Consider the following 15,916-nt stretch of genomic DNA (forward strand, 5'->3'; position numbering starts at 1 on the left):
CCGGCGCCGGCTCGGGAGCGGGCAGAGGCGTGGGAACGGGCGCGGGCTCCGGGGCGGTGGCGGCGGGCGGCGCCGGCCGGGGCGCCTTGAACAGGTTCGCCATGGGCGGTGGGTCCTTGTCCGTGATGCGAAAACAGGCCCTTGCGTGGCAGGGCGTCGGGAAGACGGGTTGGCCGGCGGCGGCGTGGATCAGGCCGCGGGGACGGGCCTCGTCAGGTGCCGGTAGAGCTGCCAGGGCGTCACGATGCCGGGCGCGTGCAGCCCCAGCAGGCGCTTGATCGCCTCGACGCAGGTGAAGGGACCCCAGGGGGCCGGACGGTTCAGGCCGCGCCGCACCGGCGCCGGGGTCACCGCCATGCCCATCCCGCGGTACCAGCCCGGCAGGTCGAAGGCCGCGGGCAGGTCGAGGACCGACACGTCGGTGAAGGGCGAGAGCGGATCGACGATCACCCAGTGGCGCCCGTCGTGCAGCAGCGCGAAGCAATGGCGGAACCCCGGTTTCAGCAGGTGCAGCCACCACAGCTCCGCCTCGCCCCGGAAGACCACCCAGACGCGCGGCGCCTCCGCCCCTCCCCGGCAGGGCTGGGGCAGCGGCGTGCTCACTGAACGATGCCCTTCTCGCGCAGCACCGGGCGGAGCCGGTCGAACGCCTCCCGCCACAGGGTGTGGGCGCGCTGCTCGCGGTAGCGCTCCGGGTCCGGCGCCATCAGGCGGCGCCCGTAATGGACCAGAACGTGCAGATGGTCGCGGATCAGCAGGCGGCGGCGGTACAGCCGGTCCACCGCGCACAGCACGTCGCCGGGCTCGCACGGGCGCTGGATCAGCCCGCGGCCGGCGGCGATGCGCGCGCCGGCGGCCTTGGCGTCCTGCGCCTGGACCGACCAGAACCACGCCTCCTCCGCGCTGCCGAACGGCTCCCCGACGGCATCGGACAGAACCATGAACGTGTTGCGGTGATGGACCATGCCTGAGGTCTCCCTGGGAATTGCAGCTTCAGGGTTCGCGGGCGCAGCTTCGCTCTCGGGCGGAGCGCCGGATGGGCCGCGGCACGCGCGGCTGGCGAACACATGTTCACGTTATGTACTGATTAAAGTCCTTCGTCAAGGAAAATATGAATAGGTTCCTAGGGACGGGCTGGTTCGTTTATGTGATTATCCTCCCATGCTCAAACATGCGGACATTTGGCGGGCGATCGACCGCCTCGCGGCCCAGCACGGGCTGTCGGCCTCCGGACTCGCGCGGCGCGCGGGGCTGGACCCGACGACCTTCAACAAGAGCAAGCGGACCACCGGCGACGGCAAGCTCCGCTGGCCTTCGACGGAGAGCGTGTCCAAGGTTCTGGAGGCGACCGGCGCGTCGCTGTCGGAGTTCGTCAGCCTCGTCGGCGATGCCGCGGGCGCCGGCTCGCTCCAGCGGGTGCCGGTCATCGGCTACGCGCAGGCCGGCAACGCCGGCTTCTTCGACGACGCCGGTTTCCCCTCGGGTGTGGGCTGGGACGAGCTTCTGTTCCCCAGCATCGGCGACCCCCACGCCTACGCCCTGGAGATCGCCGGGGACAGCATGGACCCCGTCTACCGCGACGGCGACACCATCATCGTCTCGCCCGCCGCGCAGATCCGGCGCAACGACCGCGTCGTCGTCCGCACCAAGGGCGGCGAGGTGATGGCGAAGCAGCTCCTGCGCGAAACCGCCACGAAGATCGAGCTGATCTCCATCAACCGCGCCCATCCGGACCGCAGCATTCCGCGCGCCGAGGTCGCCTGGATGGCCCGCATCGTCTGGGCGAGCCAATAAGCGTCCCGCTCTGCGGCACTCTGTCCTAGGATAAATATCCTTTACTGTGCGATCGGAGGAGCCTATCGTCCGGGCATGACCGGACTCGCCGAAACACCTGCGCGTTCATTCCTTCTGGAAGAGCTTGAACGCCACCACGACAAAGCGCTGCCCCGCAGCGCGGTGTGGACGGCGCTCCTGGAGGGGGCGGAGCGTCACACCGCCCTCGCCCGCGCCGTCGCGCTTCGCCTGCACGAACGGCTGGCCGCCGAGGCCCGCCAGGGTTCCGCGCAACGGCGCCGCGCCCTGCCCGCCGACCGCGCGGGCGGCGACGCCTGGCTCCTTCGCCTCACCGGGGCATTGACCCACCACCGCAACGCGGCGAGCGCGCTGATCCGGGCGGGTGGCTGACCCGATCCGGCCGTCAGGCGGTGGAAGCGGGGCCAGCGCTGCCGGAACCGGAGGACGGACCCTGAACGGCGGTGGCGGAGGCGGCCCGCGCCTTCCTTGCGCGCGGTTTGCGAACCGGCGCCACGGGGGGCGGTGGAGCCGCCGGCTCAGCCGCGCCGCCGACGGCCAAAGGCACGGAGGACACCGCGGCCTCCGCCGTCTCGACGGCCTTGTCCCGGTCCACCGCTCCCTTCAACACCTTGCTCTTTGAAAAGCCGGCGTCGCGCAGGGCCGTCTTCAACTCCTCCCACGCCAAACGGATTTCCGTGGCGAAGGCCCGTGCGTCGTTGTCGCGGTGGGTGCGGAAATACTCCGCCGCCGCGCGCATCTGGGCCGGCAGGGTTTCCGCCCCGGCGCGCACCGCCTCGTTGCGCAGGCGGTTGTGGCGCTCGTCCAGATAGGTGAGGACATCCGACAGCTCGTCCGGCGTGCAGCTTCTCTGAAGCTTGTCGGTGACCACAGGCGCGGCCTTGTCGATCTTCCCGACCAGTTCCGACCGGCCGCGCTTCAGGTCCGGATCGTAGACGGTGCGGATCACCTGGATCACGCGGCGCCGTTCGCGGAATTGCATGAAGGACTCCCAGCCGCTTCCCTCGGCGGACCCGATCCGCCGCGTCGTGGGCATCATGCCGCGGAGAAAGCCGGCCATCAAGCCCGCTTTCGGGCCGCATACCGCCCGAAAACGGGCACTCGGGAGCGGCCGGCGCCGGTCAGCGGAAGGCGAACTCCCAATAGAGCGCCCGTGCCCGCGCCGCCAGGGGGCCGGGTTGCAGGGCGCGCTCCTCGACGCGGGTGACCGGCACCACCTTCGCGTAGTTGCCGGTCGAGAACACCTCGTCGGCCTCCAGAACGTCGCGGGCGCTCAGGGTGGCCTCCTCCACCGTCACCCCGTCGTCGCGCAGCAGGGCGATCACGCGCTGGCGGGTGATGCCGTTGAGGAAGGTGCCGTTGTGCACCGGCGTGCGCACCACCCCGTCCTTGGCGATGAACAGGTTGGCCGTCGCGAACTCCGCCACGCTGCCGATGGGGTCGAGCATGATGGCGTTGTCGAAGCCGCGCTCCCGCGCCTCCTTCAGCGCCAGCCCGGCGTTTGGGTAGAGGCAGGCGGCCTTGGCCTCGGTCGGCGCCATGTCCGGCACCGGGCGGCGGCGGCTGGACAGGCCGGCGGTGAAGCCGGCGGCGCTGGGCAGCGGCGCCTCGTAGACCGACAGGACGAAGCGCGTGCTCTCGGCGTCGGGCGCGACGAAGCCCTCCTCCGCGTAGAACATCGGCCGGATGTACAGCTCGGCCTCCTTGGGAAAGCGGCGGATGCCGTCCCAGCACAGCTCCTCGATCTCCCCGGCGGTCAGCATGGGGGCGAGGCCCATCACCTGGGCCGAGCGCACGACGCGGGCGCAGTGGCGGTCGAGGTCGGGGGCCACGCCCTGGAAGGCGCGGGCGCCGTCGAAAACCACCGAAGACAGCCAGAGCGCGTGAGTCATCGGGCCGACGATGGCGGGGTTGCCCGCGATCCATTCGCCCTGGATGTAGCTCAACGCCTGACCGGCCGTGCTGCCCATGATTGTCTCCCTTTGTGGCTTCGGGTTGGTTCTATCCGGGTGGTTCGCTCCCTCGAAAAGCATACCCCCTCATCGCCGCCGGTCAACCGGCGCAGACGGGCCGGCCGGACGGTTGATGCAGGACACCCTCATCACTTCGGGAGCGACCGATCCATGGGCTGGACCTATTCGAGCGCCTTTCCGCAGCCGCTGCGCGCGGCCCCGCCCTTCCCGCCGCCGGGCCAGGACGTTCCCACCCCGGGGCCCCTGACCGACAACCCGGACCTGCCGACCCCCGGCCCGCAGGAGGACATGCCCTCGCCCCTGCCCAACGACGACCTGCCGCCGTCCCGGCCCACCGACCCGGACTTCGCATAAGCGCAGACGCCGAACGGCCAAAGAAAACGGGGCGCCCCCTTGCGGAGGCGCCCCGTTCTTCATCGGTGAACCGAAACGGACGGATCAGCGGCGCTGAACCATCAGCTTCTTGATCTCGGCGATGGCCTTGGCCGGGTTGAGGCCCTTCGGGCACGCCTTGGTGCAGTTCATGATGGTGTGGCAGCGGTAGAGGCGGAACGGGTCCTCGAGGTTGTCGAGGCGCTCGCCCGTCATCTCGTCGCGGCTGTCGACGATCCAGCGGTAGGCCTGGAGCAGGATCGACGGGCCGAGGTAGCGGTCGCCGTTCCACCAGTAGCTGGGGCAGGAGGTCGAGCAGCAGAAGCACAGGATGCACTCGTAGAGGCCGTCCAGCTTGGCGCGGTCCTCCGGCGACTGCAGGCGCTCGCGGCTCGGGGCCGGCGACTGCGACTGCAGCCACGGCTTGATCGAGGCGAGCTGGGCATAGATGTGCTTCAGGTCGGGGACGAGATCCTTGACCACCGGCATGTGCGGCAGCGGGTAGATCTTGACGTCGCCCTTCACCTCTTCGATGGCCTTCAGGCAGGCCAGCGTGTTGGTGCCGTCGATGTTCATCGCGCAGGACCCGCAGATGCCCTCGCGGCAGCTCCGCCGGAAGGTCAGGGTCGAGTCGATGTTGTTCTTGATGTAGATGATCGCGTCCAGGATCATCGGGCCGAACTTGTCGAGGTCGACGACGTAGGTGTCGACCCGCGGGTTCTGCCCGTCATCCGGCGACCAGCGGTAGATCTTGAAGGTCTTCGCCCGCTTGGCGCCGCTGGCGGCGTTGATGGTCTTGCCGACGCCGACCTTGGAATTGGCGGGCAGGTTGAATTCGACCATGGTTCGTATCCTTGCCTTGCTCTTGCCGCCTTAGTAGACGCGGGCCTTGGGCGGGAACACCTGCACCTCGTCGGTCAGGGTGTAGAGATGGACCGGGCGGTACCCGATCTTCGTCTCGCCCTTGTCCGACACCTCGATGACGGTGTGCTTCATCCAGTTCTCGTCGTCGCGGTCCGGATAATCCTCGCGGGCGTGGGCACCGCGGCTCTCCGGCCGGTTCTTCGCCGAGTGGAGCGTGGCGACCGCCTGGTACAGCAGGTTGTCCAGCTCGATGGCTTCGACGAGGTCGGAGTTCCAGACCAGCGAACGGTCGCTGATCGCCATGTCGCTCTTCTTGGCGAAGGTCTGGTCGATGAGCTTGACGCCCTCCTCCAGCACCTCGCCGGTGCGGAAGACCGCGCAGTTGTTCTGCATGGTCCGCTGCATTTCCAGGCGAAGCTCCGACGACTTGATGGAGCCCTTGGCGTTGCGGATGCGGTCGAAGCGCTCCAGGGCGACGTCGGTCGCGGCGGCGGACGACGACACCGACTTGCCCTTCTCGACGATCTCGGCGGCGCGGATGGCCGCCGAACGGCCGAACACCACGAGGTCGAGCAGCGAGTTGGAGCCCAGGCGGTTCGCGCCGTGCACCGACACGCAGGCCGCCTCGCCGATGGCCATCAGGCCGGGCACCACGCGATCCGGATCCTCGGCGGTCGGGTTGACCACCTCGCAACGGAAGTTGGTGGGGATGCCGCCCATGTTGTAGTGCACCGTCGGTAGAACCGGGATCGGCTCCTTGGTGACGTCCACGCCGGCGAAGATCTTGGCCGTCTCGGCGATGCCGGGCAGGCGCTGGTGGATGATCTCCGGCGGGAGATGCTCCAGGTGCAGGTGGATGTGGTCCTTGTGCTCACCGACGCCGCGGCCTTCGCGGATCTCGATGGTCATCGAGCGGGACACCACGTCGCGCGAGGCGAGGTCCTTGGCCGACGGCGCGTAGCGCTCCATGAAGCGCTCGCCGTTGGAGTTGGTGAGGTAGCCGCCCTCGCCGCGCACGCCCTCGGTGATGAGGCAGCCGGAGCCGTAGATGCCGGTCGGGTGGAACTGCACGAACTCCATGTCCTGCAGCGGCAGGCCGGCGCGCAGCACCATGCCGCCGCCGTCGCCCGTGCAGGTGTGGGCCGAGGTGGCGGAGAAGTAGGCGCGGCCGTAGCCGCCCGTCGCCAGAACAACGAGCTGGGCGCGGAAGCGGTGGATGGTGCCGTCGTCGAGGTTCCAGGCCACCACGCCCTTGCAGACGCCGTCCTCCATGATGAGGTCGAGCGCGAAATACTCGACGAAGAATTCCGCCTCGTGCTTCAGCGACTGCTGGTAGAGGGTGTGCAGGATGGCGTGGCCGGTGCGGTCGGCGGCGGCGCAGGTGCGGTAGGCCTGCTGCTTGCCGTAATGGGCGGTCATGCCGCCGAAGGCGCGCTGGTAGATCTTGCCTTCCGGCGTGCGCGAGAAGGGCACGCCGTAGTGCTCCAGCTCGATGATCGCCGGGATGGCCTCGCGGCACATGTACTCGATGGCGTCCTGGTCGCCCAGCCAGTCCGACCCCTTGACGGTGTCGTACATGTGGAAGCGCCAGTCGTCCTCGCTCATGTTGCCGAGCGCCGCCGAGATGCCGCCCTGGGCGGCCACGGTGTGCGAGCGGGTCGGGAAGACCTTGGTGATGCACGCCGTCTTCAGGCCCTTCTCGGCCATGCCGAAGGTGGCGCGCAGGCCCGCACCGCCGGCACCGACGACGACGACGTCATAGGAATGATCGATAATATCGTAGGCGGCCATGGCTCGTCAGGCTCCGAACGAAATCTTGAGGACGGCGATGACGCAGGCGGCACCCAGCACGAAGCACAGGGCTTTCACGGCCAGGATGCTCAGGATCTTCGCCATCTCATTGTGCACGTAGTCCTCGATCACCACCTGCAGCCCGGCCTGGGCGTGGTGGAAGGTGACCACGGCGGTCAGCACCATCATCAGCGCCGAGAAGGGCGACTCCAGCCACGCGACGAAGGCCGCGTGGTCGGCGCCCAGATGGCGGATTACCCCGAAGACGAACCAGATGGTCAGCGGAACCAGGGCGATGGCGGTGACGCGCTGGTGCCACCAATGCTCGGTGCCGTGCTTGGCGGAGCCCAGGCCGCGCGCGATCTGCAGCGGCGAGCGGAGGGTCTTGCTGTTGGACGCCATGTCTTCTCTCCTCACCACACGGCCAGGCCGATGATCCAGGTCAGCACGGTCAGCACGGCCGCCGCACCGATGACGATCTGGTTGCCGCGGTCCGCCTCGCTCAGCTCGAACGCCTTGCCGGCGTCCCACACCAGATGCCGGATGCCGTTGCACAGGTGATAGTAGAGCGCCAGCGACCAGCCGAACATCAGCAGCAGCCCGAAGAACGAGCCGATGAAATGCTGCGCGCGCTCGTACGCGGCGGGGCTGGTGGCGGCGGCGACCAGCCACCAGGTCAGCAGAAGGGTCCCGACGGCCAGCCCCACGCCCGTGATGCGGTGCGTGATGGACAGGAGCGCGGTCCTGGGGAGTTTGTAGACTTGCAGATGCGGAGAGAGCGGCCGACCGCTGCCGTTTGCCATTGCGTCGTCCTCAGTTCGGCGACCGGTCGCGGCAAGGAGGGCTGTTGCCGCGACGGCGGGTGATGCGAGACCGAAAGTTTTAAGCCCTGCTGTGTTTGGCGATTGAATTACGCCTCTACCGCACACGAGTCAACGGCAGGGACTTGGCCGTGGCCAAAATGGCGCACCGCGGGAAGTGCCTGAAAACTAACGGGCTTTGCTGCAGACTGGTATTACCAGGGCCGAAACCCGGTTTTGCCGTTCAGCCAATTACTTGTCGAAGCGGCGAACATTCTCCACCATCATCGAATACATCTGGGTAATCAGCTCCGCCGGACGCAGCCGGCCGAAGGGAATGTTCTCCTTGGCCCACTCCACCAGCCCCTCGGGCGGGCGGACCGGCGCGACCTCGTAGCCGGCCTTCTTCAACGCGTTCATCACCGAGCGGGCCTGCTTGGTGTAGTCCTCGTTGAAGAAGGACTTGTCCGCGTCCTTGATCGCCTTGGCGATGATGTCTTCGAGCGGAGTGGCCATGCCCCGGTGTGCCGGTCGCGGTCGTTCGTGATAGGGCGGACACGGTGTCACAACGCGGGCGCTGTTGCAATTCCATTGGGAACCGCATACCTCAAGCCCTCTTCGCACCGCAGATCACAGGGATTAACCGCCATGGGCTACACAGTCGCGGTCGTCGGCGCCACCGGCAACGTCGGACGGGAAATGCTGACCACCCTCGCCGACCGCCGGTTCCCGGCCGACGCGGTGATCGCCCTGGCCGCCGACAGCGCGGTCGGCAAGGAGGTGTCCTTCGGCGAGGATGCGGTGCTGAAGGTCGAGGACGTCGGCCGCTTCGACTTCAAGGGCGTGGACATCGCTCTGTTCGCCGCGGACGCCAAGGTTTCGGCGGCCCACGCGCCGCGCGCCGCCGCGGCGGGCGCCGTGGTGATCGACACCAGCCCGCAGTTCCGCATGGACCCCGAGGTCCCGCTGGTGGTCCCGGAGGTCAACGGCGACGCGCTCGCCGGCTACGCGAAGAAGAACATCGTCGCCAGCCCCGGCGGTGCGGCCATCCTGCTCGCCATGGCGTTGAAGCCCCTGCACGGGCAGGTCACGGTGAGCCGCGTCGTCGTCTCCACCTACCAGGCGGCCTCGGACGCCGGCAAGGAAGGCATGGACGAGCTGTTCGGCCAGACCCGCGCCATCTACGTGAACGACCCGGTGCAGAAGTCCGTCTTCTCCAAGCAGATCGCCTTCAACGTCATCCCGCACATCGGCCCCTTCATGGAGGACGGCGCGACGCGGGACGAGTGGGCGATGACCGTCGAGACGAAGAAGGTCCTCGACCCCAAGATCAAGGTGAGCGCGACCTGCGTCCGCGTCCCCGTCTTCATCGGCCATTCCGCCGCCATCACCGTCGAATGCGTGGAGCCGGTGACCGCCGAGGAGGCGCGCCAGATCCTGCGCAAGGCGCCGGGCATGCAGGTGATCGACCAGCAGGAGAATGACGGCTACATCACCCCGGTCGAGGTCGCCGGCGACGACCCGGTCTTCGTCAGCCGCATCCGTGAGGACTACACGGTGGACAACGGCCTGTCCTTCTGGGCGGCCACCGACAACCTGCGCAAGGGCGCCGCGCTCAACGCCGTGCAGATCGCCGAACTGCTGGTGAAAGAGTATTTCGACGCGTGACCCCCATCCGCTCCTCCCGCCCGGACGATGCCCCGGTCCTCTTTGACGTCTGGCTCGCCGCGGTGCGCAGCACGCACGACTTCCTGAGCGAGGAGGACATCGCCTTCTACGCCGACCTCGTGCGCGACCAGTATCTTCCGGCGGCGGCGCTCATGGTCGCGGTGGACGGCGACGACCGGCCGGTGGGCTTCCTGGGCATGACCGGGTCCAAGATCGACACGCTGTTCGTCGATCCGGCGTGGCACGGCCGGGGGATCGGGCGCGCCCTGGTCGCCCACGCCCTCAAGGGTGGGCCGGAGTTGACGGTCGACGTGAACGAGCAGAACAGCGCCGCCCGGGCCTTCTATCGGCGTCTCGGCTTCCGGGAAGTCGGGCGCTCCGCGCTGGACGACAGCGGCCGCCCGTTTCCCTTGCTGCATCTCGCCCTCGATGGCGCCAGCCAGGAGAACCCGACCGGCGCCTGAAGGGCTTACTTGACGAACAGCCGGTACAGGGCGGAGTGGTCGAGCCCGCCGTCGCCCTGCTCGGCCAGCAGCTCGAACAGCTCCAGGCTGAGGCCCAGCGCGGGAAGCTGGATACCGGACTGCTCCGCCAGTTCCTCCGCCTGCTTCAGGTCCTTGATCTGGGTGACCACGCGGCCGCCCGGCGTGAAGTCGCCGGAGACCATGCGCTGGCCGTGCAGCTCCAGGATGCGCGACTCGGCGAAGCCGCCGCGGATGGCGTCGCGGACCTTGCCCGGCTCCACCCCCGCCGCCTTGGCCAGCGCCAGCGCCTCCGCCACCGCGCCGATGCTCAGCGCGACGATCACCTGATTGGCCATCTTGGCGACCTGCCCGGCCCCGCTGTCACCGACATGGGTGATGCGCTGGCCCATTGCCTGGAACAACGGCAGGGCGCGGGCGAAGGCCTCCTCCGCGCCGCCGGCCATGATGATCAGGGTGCCGGCCTCCGCCGCCACCGTGCCGCCGGACACCGGGGCGTCGACCCAGTCCGCGCCCTTGGCGCGGACGGCCTCGGCCAGTTCACGGGTCGCCCCGACCGCCGTGGTGCCCATGTCGATGACGAGATGGCCGGGCCGCAGCGCGTCCATCAGCGCCGCGGCCACCGCCTCCACCGCCACCGTGTCCGACAGCATCAGAACGATGGAGTCGGCGCGGGCGGCGACCTCGGCCGGCCCGGCGGCCGGGCTCATGCCCTCGGCCGCCAGTTCCTCGACCGGGCCGGGGCTGCGGCTGCTGATCACCAGGGCAGCACCGGCCTTCGCCAGATTGCGGGCCATCGGCCGGCCCATCAGGCCCAGCCCGATGACGCCGACCGTCCGTCCCGCCAGCCCCGGCCGGCCGGTCATGTCCCCGGCCGTCACAGGCGGGTGTGGCGCGCCCGCGCGCCGCGTTCGATGGCGGCGGCGCACAGCCGGTCGACGCCCAGCTTGTGCCGGATCAGCTCCAGCATCCGCAGTTCCTCCTGAGAGGCCGCCGGGTCCGCCGCGGCGATGTCGCAGGCGAGCGCGTAGGCGGTCTCGGACAGCCTGGACGGGATCGCCTCCTTGACGATCTGGAGCGTGGTCTCCAGCCCGTCGGCGTCGGCCAGCAGGCCGGAGCATTCGCGGGTCACGTCGGTCAGCCGGTCGATGTCGAAATCCTTGAAGATCGGCAGATAGCGGACGTTCTCGCCGATGGCCTCAAGCTCCGCGTCCGTCATGTCGCCGTCGCACGCCGACACCAGCACCATGACGTAGATGAGCGCGCTGTGATGGTTGATCATCGAAACTCCTGCGGAAAAAGGGCCCCGCCCAATCTTGCCCGCCCCCCGCGCGCCGTCAAGGGAGGGAGCGCCGGCAAGGGAGCTATGCCCGGGGCGGACGGGTGGGTCCCTCGACAGGGGACGGGTTGCCCCTTAAGGTCGCCCCCCATGTCGGTGGTCTTCAACGTGGCGCTCCCGGTCTTCGCCATCATCCTGGCGGGCGTCCTTTCCGGTAAGGCGAAGCTTCTCGGTCCCGCCTCGTCGGAGGCGCTGAACAAGTTCGTCTATTGGATGGCCCTGCCGCCGGTGCTGTTCCTCGGCACCGCGAAGCGCTCGCTGCCGGAGATCTTCAACGGCCCCTTCATCGGCGCCTTCCTCGGCTCGATGCTGGCTGTCTACGCGCTGGGCGCCCTGCTCGGCTGGCTGATCCACCGCGAGCGCACGCAGATCCAGTGCATGCAGGGGCTGAACGCCTGCTTCTCCAACACCGGCTACATGGGCATCCCGCTGTTCCTGGCGGCCTTCGGCCCGGACCGGCTGGCCCCGGCCATCCTCGCCACCGTCATCATGAGCGCGATCATGGTCGGCATCGCGGTGATCTGGCTGGAGTTCGCCAACAGCCAGGGCGGCGGCATCGGCAAGGCGCTGCGCGACGTCGGCCGGGCGCTGGTCAGGAACCCGCTGATCATCTCCACGGCCCTCGGGCTCGGCTGGTCGGTTTTTCTGTCCGGCGTGCCGGTGCCGCGCCCGATCGCCATCTACTGCGACCTGATGGGCGCCTCCGCCGGTCCCTGCGCCCTGTTCGCCATCGGCCTGTTCCTGGCGACCCAGAGCCTGAAGGCCAACCTGCTGGAGGCCGGCTGGATCAGCGCGTGCAAGCTGGTGGTGCAGCCGGCGCTGGCCTGGTTCCTCATCCAGACGCTGTTCCCGCTGGACCCCTTCTGGGCCGGGTCAGCCATCATCCTCGCCGGGCTGCCCACCGGCGCCCTGACCTTCGTGGTGGCCAGCCAGTACCGCATCTATGTGGAGCGCACCTCCGCCGCGATCCTGATGTCCACCATCGCCAGCGTGGTCACCCTGTCCATCCTGCTGGCCACCTACGCGCCGCCCCTCTGAGCACTGTCCTGCGGCCGTCCGGCCGCGCCCGCCTCCCCGGCCGTTCCTCTTTCCCAAAAGCGGGAGACCGCCCGGGAAACGCACGGCCGGCCTGCGTCGTTTTTGCATCTTCCTTAATATTTGCTGTTCCATCATTTGATCCTGGAAAGTCCAACGCCCTGCGTGTGGGCCTCTGGTCTGTCGCTTCCCTTCGTTCAGACTCAATACAATCAACCGCCACCGCCGCATCGTTTCGGGGAAAAGAGAGACGCGCCATGTCCATGTTGAGCTCCATGACCATCCGGACCAAGGTGGTCGCCGCCACCGTCGCCGTCCTGCTGATGTCGATCGCCCTGGGACTGTTCGCCGTCGACCGGCTGAGCACCGTCAACCGGGCCGCCGAGGAGATCCGATCCAACTGGCTGCCCAGCGTCACCGACATCGGGGAGATCGACGGCGCGATCAGCGACTACCGCATCCTGGAGGCGTCCCACATCCTGGCCCTCTACCCCGCGGAGATGGCCGAGGTCGAAAAGGAAATGGCGGTGGTCCTCAACCGTCTGGCGGAGGCCAAGCGGAAGTACGAGCCGCTGCTGACCCCCGGCTGGGAAGCGCAGACCTTCAAGCGCTGGGAGGGCTCCTGGGACCGCTACATGGCGATCAGCCGGGACAAGCTCCTCCCCCCGTCCCGCGCCAACGAGAACGAGAAGGCCACGGGCATCTACCGGGGCGAATCGCGCAAGGCCTATGAGGAGAGCAACGCGCTCATCAACGAGCTGACCGCGTCCAACGTGGAGAACGCCACGAAGGCGGCGGACTCGGGGCGGGCCACCTATGTCGGGGCGCAGGGCTGGATTCTGGGGGCCATCGCCGTCGTGGCGGTTCTCTGCCTGTTCGCCGGCATCGCCATGACGAAGTCGGTCGCCCGGCCCATCGTCACACTGACCGCCACCATGGACCGTCTGGCCAAGCGCGATCTCGCCGTCGCCGTGGAGGGCGGCGCCCGCCAGGACGAGATCGGCGCCATGGCCCGCGCGGTGCAGGTCTTCAAGGATGGCCTGATCGAGGCGGAGCGCCTGACCGCCGCCCAGGCCGCCGAGGAGGAGAACAAGCGCCGCCGCACCGAGCGGATCGATTCGCTGATCCGCAATTTCGACGGCGCGGTGCACAGCGTCCTGCAGACCGTGGGCGCCGCGGCGTCGCAGCTCGACACCACCGCCCGCAGCATGACCGACATCGCCGAACACACCCGGGCCGAGGCCGGCAGCGCAGCCGCGGCGGCCGAGCTGACCTCCGCCAACGTGCAGACCGTCGCCGCCGCGTCGGAGGAGATGGCCGCCTCCATCACCGAAATCTCCCAGCAGGTCTCGCAGTCGGCCAGCATCGCCGGCAAGGCGGTGGACGAGGCCGACCGCACCAACGCCACCGTGCAGGGGCTGTCGGAAGCGGCGCAGCGCATCGGCGACGTGGTTGACCTGATCCAGAACATCGCCGCGCAGACCAACCTGCTGGCGCTGAACGCCACCATCGAGGCCGCGCGGGCGGGCGAGGCCGGCAAGGGATTCGCCGTCGTGGCGAGCGAGGTGAAGAGCCTCGCCAACCAGACCTCCAAGGCGACCGAGGAGATCGCCCAGCAGATCGGCGCCATCCAGGCGGCCACCGGCGGGGCGGTCGGCGCCATCCGCGGGATCGGGGCGACCATCTCTTCGATCAACGACATCTCCTCCTCCATCGCCGCCGCCATCGAGGAGCAGGGTGCGGCGACCCAGGAGATCAGCCGCAACGTCCAGCAGGCGGCGCAGAGCACCCAGGAGGTGACCAGCAACATCGGCCGCGTGTCGCAGGCCGCGACCGAGACCGGCAGCGCCGCGACCCAGGTGATGTCGGCCTCCGGCGACCTGAACCAGGGGGCGATGCGCCTGAAGAGCGAGGTCGAGAACTTCCTCGTCGCCATCAAGGCCGCCTGAGGCGACGCGGCCCGGGAATCATGCGACCTGGGATCATGCAGCCCGGGATCATGCGGCCGGGACCGCCCGCTGGCGGCCCCGCCGCTGTTGCCAAGCCGCCGCTGCCCGTATAATGTGCACCGCGCATCAAGAGTTGAGCGGACGCTCAACGCCAACCTGCTTACCCGAGCAAGGTGGCGTCCCGAAGGGGGATGTGGCCGGACCGGCAAACAAACGGGGTTCGCCATGACGTCTGTTCCGACCGATGCACCGACAGCGGAGCCGGACGAGTCATGCCCATCAGGATACCCAACGATCTTCCCGCCTTCACCGCCCTCCAGACCGAGGGCGTCATGGTCATGCAGGAGGCCGACGCCATCCGGCAGGACATCCGGCCCCTGCGCTTCGGCCTGCTCAACCTGATGCCCGACAAGATCCGGACCGAGACGCAGATCGCCCGCCTCCTCGGCAACACGCCGCTCCAGGTCGAGCTGTCGCTGATCCGGATCACCAACCATGTGCCGCGCAACACAGCGGCGGACCACATGAGCGCCTTCTACCGGCCGTGGGAGGACGCGCGTCGCGAGACGTTCGACGGCTTCATCATCACCGGCGCCCCGGTCGAGACCATGCCCTTCGAGGAGGTGTCCTACTGGGACGAGCTGTGTTCGGTCTTCGACTGGACGCAAAGCCACGTCCATGCCTGCCTGAACATCTGCTGGGCGGCGCAGGCCGCCGTGCATCATTTCCACGGCGTGCCAAAGCATCTTCTGCCGCGCAAGGCGTCCGGCGTCTTCCGGCACCGCAACCGCGCCCCCGCCTCGCCCTATCTGTGCGGCCTGTCCGACGGCGTTCCCATCCCGGTCTCACGCTGGACCGAGGTGCGCGAGGAGGACATTCCCCCCGAAAGCGGCCTGCGCGTGCTGCTGGACTCCCCGGAGACCGGCCCCTGCCTGCTGGAGGACGCCGCCCACCGGTCGCTGCATATGTTCAATCACATCGAATACGACACCGACACGCTGCGCAACGAGTATGTCCGGGACGTCGCCAAGGACGCGGCCACGCCGGTTCCCAAGGGCTATTTCCCCGAGGACGACCCGAGCCGCCCGCCCGAGAACCGGTGGCGCAGCCACGCCCATCTGCTGTTCGCCAACTGGATCAACCAGATCTACCAGACGACGCCGTTCGACCTTTCGCGCATCGGCACGGACCGTCAGGCCGCCGTCACGGCGGCCTGACCGCCCCATCGCCGCTCGGCGCCTGTTGCGTCCCATCCTCCATCTGCAGGGCGAGCCAGAGCAGATGAGCCGCGGCGGCCGGGCTGACACCGGTCGGACGGGAACCGCCGCCACTCTCCACCGTCAGGCCGTACAGGGCCGCCACCAGATGGCCCTTGGCGCGGGGGGACAGCCGGCACCCCTGTTCGGCCAGTCCCTGCTCGACAAGGGTGACCGCCTCGCTCAGCAGCGCGAGATCGAGCACCGGACGGCAGGAGGAGGCCTCCGGGGGCGGTGACGGATGGTTACCGTCGCCGGAGTCCGGCCGGCCGCTCGCCGTCCGCATAGTGCCCCGTCCCGTCAGCAGCCAATTCATGTCGATGCCGAGGGCGGCCAGTTCCGACAGGGTCTCCCCCTTCGGCAGCTTGCCGTTCAACTCATAGGACTGCCATGTGTTCTCCCCGAGACGGAAGCGGCGAGACATTGTTTTTTGTGTCTCGCCGAGAAATTCGCGCACGGTTTTGAGCCGATCCCCAAGCTGCACCACGCCGGTTTCTCCCAGGCCTGGAGAGGAAGCCTCCGTTTCAAAGGTGAATTTGCTTCCCACGGCGCCCCGCTCGCGACGAGGCCGATCG

Annotated in this window: 20 protein-coding genes and 1 riboswitch; of the genes, 8 read left to right on the forward strand and 12 right to left on the reverse strand. The window is 68.7% G+C overall.

The features are described 5' to 3' along the window. Positions 1-189: 189 nt before the first annotated feature. Together DXK32_RS27090 and DXK32_RS27095 are read right to left on the reverse strand one after the other, a co-directional pair. Complete coding sequence (locus DXK32_RS27090) at positions 190-603, reverse strand: hypothetical protein (RefSeq protein ID WP_247877367.1); 414 nt, start codon at positions 601-603, stop codon at positions 190-192. Beyond that, a complete protein-coding gene (locus DXK32_RS27095) occupies positions 600-965 on the reverse strand; it encodes a hypothetical protein (RefSeq protein WP_114861353.1) in 366 nt (121 codons plus the stop codon). The genes DXK32_RS27090 and DXK32_RS27095 overlap by 4 nt, the downstream gene beginning before the upstream one ends. A gap of 196 nt (positions 966-1,161) precedes the next feature. On the opposite strand from DXK32_RS27095, the gene DXK32_RS27100 reads away from it, so the two are divergent. Together DXK32_RS27100 and DXK32_RS27105 are read left to right on the forward strand one after the other, a co-directional pair. Next, positions 1,162-1,794 (forward strand): S24 family peptidase, encoded by a 633-nt coding sequence (locus DXK32_RS27100; RefSeq protein ID WP_014241596.1) that lies wholly within the window; start codon positions 1,162-1,164, stop codon positions 1,792-1,794. Between the two features lie 75 nt (positions 1,795-1,869). Next, positions 1,870-2,184 carry a hypothetical protein gene (locus DXK32_RS27105; protein ID WP_114861354.1) on the forward strand — a complete coding sequence of 105 codons (315 nt, stop codon included), beginning with the start codon at positions 1,870-1,872 and terminating at the stop codon, positions 2,182-2,184. 13 nt (positions 2,185-2,197) lie between these two features. On the opposite strand, the gene DXK32_RS27110 is transcribed toward DXK32_RS27105, so the two are convergent. Continuing rightward, on the reverse strand, positions 2,198-2,872 hold the full coding sequence (locus DXK32_RS27110; RefSeq protein ID WP_114861355.1) for a hypothetical protein: 675 nt from the start codon (positions 2,870-2,872) through the stop codon (positions 2,198-2,200). 61 nt (positions 2,873-2,933) lie between these two features. Then, complete coding sequence (locus tag DXK32_RS27115; RefSeq protein ID WP_114861356.1) at positions 2,934-3,782, reverse strand: branched-chain amino acid aminotransferase; 849 nt, start codon at positions 3,780-3,782, stop codon at positions 2,934-2,936. 153 nt (positions 3,783-3,935) lie between these two features. Between DXK32_RS27115 and DXK32_RS27120 the strand changes: the two genes are divergently transcribed. Then, on the forward strand, positions 3,936-4,139 hold the full coding sequence (locus DXK32_RS27120) for a hypothetical protein (protein ID WP_035675800.1): 204 nt from the start codon (positions 3,936-3,938) through the stop codon (positions 4,137-4,139). Positions 4,140-4,223: 84 nt separating this feature from the next. On the opposite strand, the gene DXK32_RS27125 is transcribed toward DXK32_RS27120, so the two are convergent. The 5 genes from DXK32_RS27125 to DXK32_RS27145 form a co-directional block, all read right to left on the reverse strand. Next, complete coding sequence (locus DXK32_RS27125; protein WP_014241601.1) at positions 4,224-5,000, reverse strand: succinate dehydrogenase iron-sulfur subunit; 777 nt, start codon at positions 4,998-5,000, stop codon at positions 4,224-4,226. A gap of 30 nt (positions 5,001-5,030) precedes the next feature. Next, a complete protein-coding gene (sdhA, locus tag DXK32_RS27130) occupies positions 5,031-6,812 on the reverse strand; it encodes a succinate dehydrogenase flavoprotein subunit (protein WP_035675802.1) in 1,782 nt (593 codons plus the stop codon). 6 nt (positions 6,813-6,818) lie between these two features. Then, a complete protein-coding gene (sdhD, locus tag DXK32_RS27135; protein ID WP_014241602.1) occupies positions 6,819-7,214 on the reverse strand; it encodes a succinate dehydrogenase, hydrophobic membrane anchor protein in 396 nt (131 codons plus the stop codon). Between the two features lie 11 nt (positions 7,215-7,225). After that, entirely contained in the window at positions 7,226-7,615 is a 390-nt protein-coding gene (gene sdhC / locus DXK32_RS27140; RefSeq protein ID WP_014241603.1) for a succinate dehydrogenase, cytochrome b556 subunit, read from the reverse strand. Between the two features lie 249 nt (positions 7,616-7,864). Continuing rightward, positions 7,865-8,128 carry a hypothetical protein gene (locus DXK32_RS27145; protein ID WP_014241604.1) on the reverse strand — a complete coding sequence of 88 codons (264 nt, stop codon included), beginning with the start codon at positions 8,126-8,128 and terminating at the stop codon, positions 7,865-7,867. Between the two features lie 132 nt (positions 8,129-8,260). Between DXK32_RS27145 and DXK32_RS27150 the strand changes: the two genes are divergently transcribed. Further along, positions 8,261-9,280, forward strand: a complete 1,020-nt coding sequence (locus DXK32_RS27150; protein ID WP_114861357.1) for an aspartate-semialdehyde dehydrogenase — start codon at positions 8,261-8,263, stop codon at positions 9,278-9,280. Further along, entirely contained in the window at positions 9,277-9,744 is a 468-nt protein-coding gene (locus DXK32_RS27155) for an acetyltransferase (RefSeq protein ID WP_247877368.1), read from the forward strand. The genes DXK32_RS27150 and DXK32_RS27155 overlap by 4 nt, the downstream gene beginning before the upstream one ends. A gap of 5 nt (positions 9,745-9,749) precedes the next feature. Here the strand turns inward: DXK32_RS27155 and DXK32_RS27160 are convergent, their stop codons facing one another. Together DXK32_RS27160 and DXK32_RS27165 are read right to left on the reverse strand one after the other, a co-directional pair. Further along, positions 9,750-10,628 (reverse strand): NAD(P)-dependent oxidoreductase, encoded by an 879-nt coding sequence (locus DXK32_RS27160; protein WP_114861372.1) that lies wholly within the window; start codon positions 10,626-10,628, stop codon positions 9,750-9,752. An 11-nt stretch (positions 10,629-10,639) separates the two neighbouring features. Continuing rightward, positions 10,640-11,044 (reverse strand): tellurite resistance TerB family protein, encoded by a 405-nt coding sequence (locus DXK32_RS27165; RefSeq protein ID WP_114861359.1) that lies wholly within the window; start codon positions 11,042-11,044, stop codon positions 10,640-10,642. 147 nt (positions 11,045-11,191) lie between these two features. On the opposite strand from DXK32_RS27165, the gene DXK32_RS27170 reads away from it, so the two are divergent. The 3 genes from DXK32_RS27170 to DXK32_RS27180 all read left to right on the forward strand — a co-directional run bounded on the left by DXK32_RS27170 (position 11,192) and on the right by DXK32_RS27180 (position 15,302). Continuing rightward, positions 11,192-12,139 carry an AEC family transporter gene (locus DXK32_RS27170; RefSeq protein WP_114861360.1) on the forward strand — a complete coding sequence of 316 codons (948 nt, stop codon included), beginning with the start codon at positions 11,192-11,194 and terminating at the stop codon, positions 12,137-12,139. A gap of 254 nt (positions 12,140-12,393) precedes the next feature. Next, on the forward strand, positions 12,394-14,085 hold the full coding sequence (locus tag DXK32_RS27175; RefSeq protein WP_114861361.1) for a methyl-accepting chemotaxis protein: 1,692 nt from the start codon (positions 12,394-12,396) through the stop codon (positions 14,083-14,085). 118 nt (positions 14,086-14,203) lie between these two features. After that, positions 14,204-14,308, forward strand: a riboswitch (SAM-I-IV-variant riboswitch). A 49-nt stretch (positions 14,309-14,357) separates the two neighbouring features. Further along, positions 14,358-15,302 (forward strand): homoserine O-succinyltransferase, encoded by a 945-nt coding sequence (locus DXK32_RS27180; protein ID WP_114861362.1) that lies wholly within the window; start codon positions 14,358-14,360, stop codon positions 15,300-15,302. Here the strand turns inward: DXK32_RS27180 and DXK32_RS27185 are convergent. Continuing rightward, positions 15,289-15,765: a hypothetical protein gene (locus DXK32_RS27185; protein WP_247877369.1), complete on the reverse strand. Its 477-nt coding sequence runs from the start codon at positions 15,763-15,765 to the stop codon at positions 15,289-15,291. The genes DXK32_RS27180 and DXK32_RS27185 overlap by 14 nt on opposite strands. Between the last annotated feature and the right edge of the window lie 151 nt (positions 15,766-15,916).

Source organism: Azospirillum brasilense (genome assembly GCF_003349955.1).
Taxonomy (GTDB): domain Bacteria; phylum Pseudomonadota; class Alphaproteobacteria; order Azospirillales; family Azospirillaceae; genus Azospirillum; species Azospirillum brasilense_B.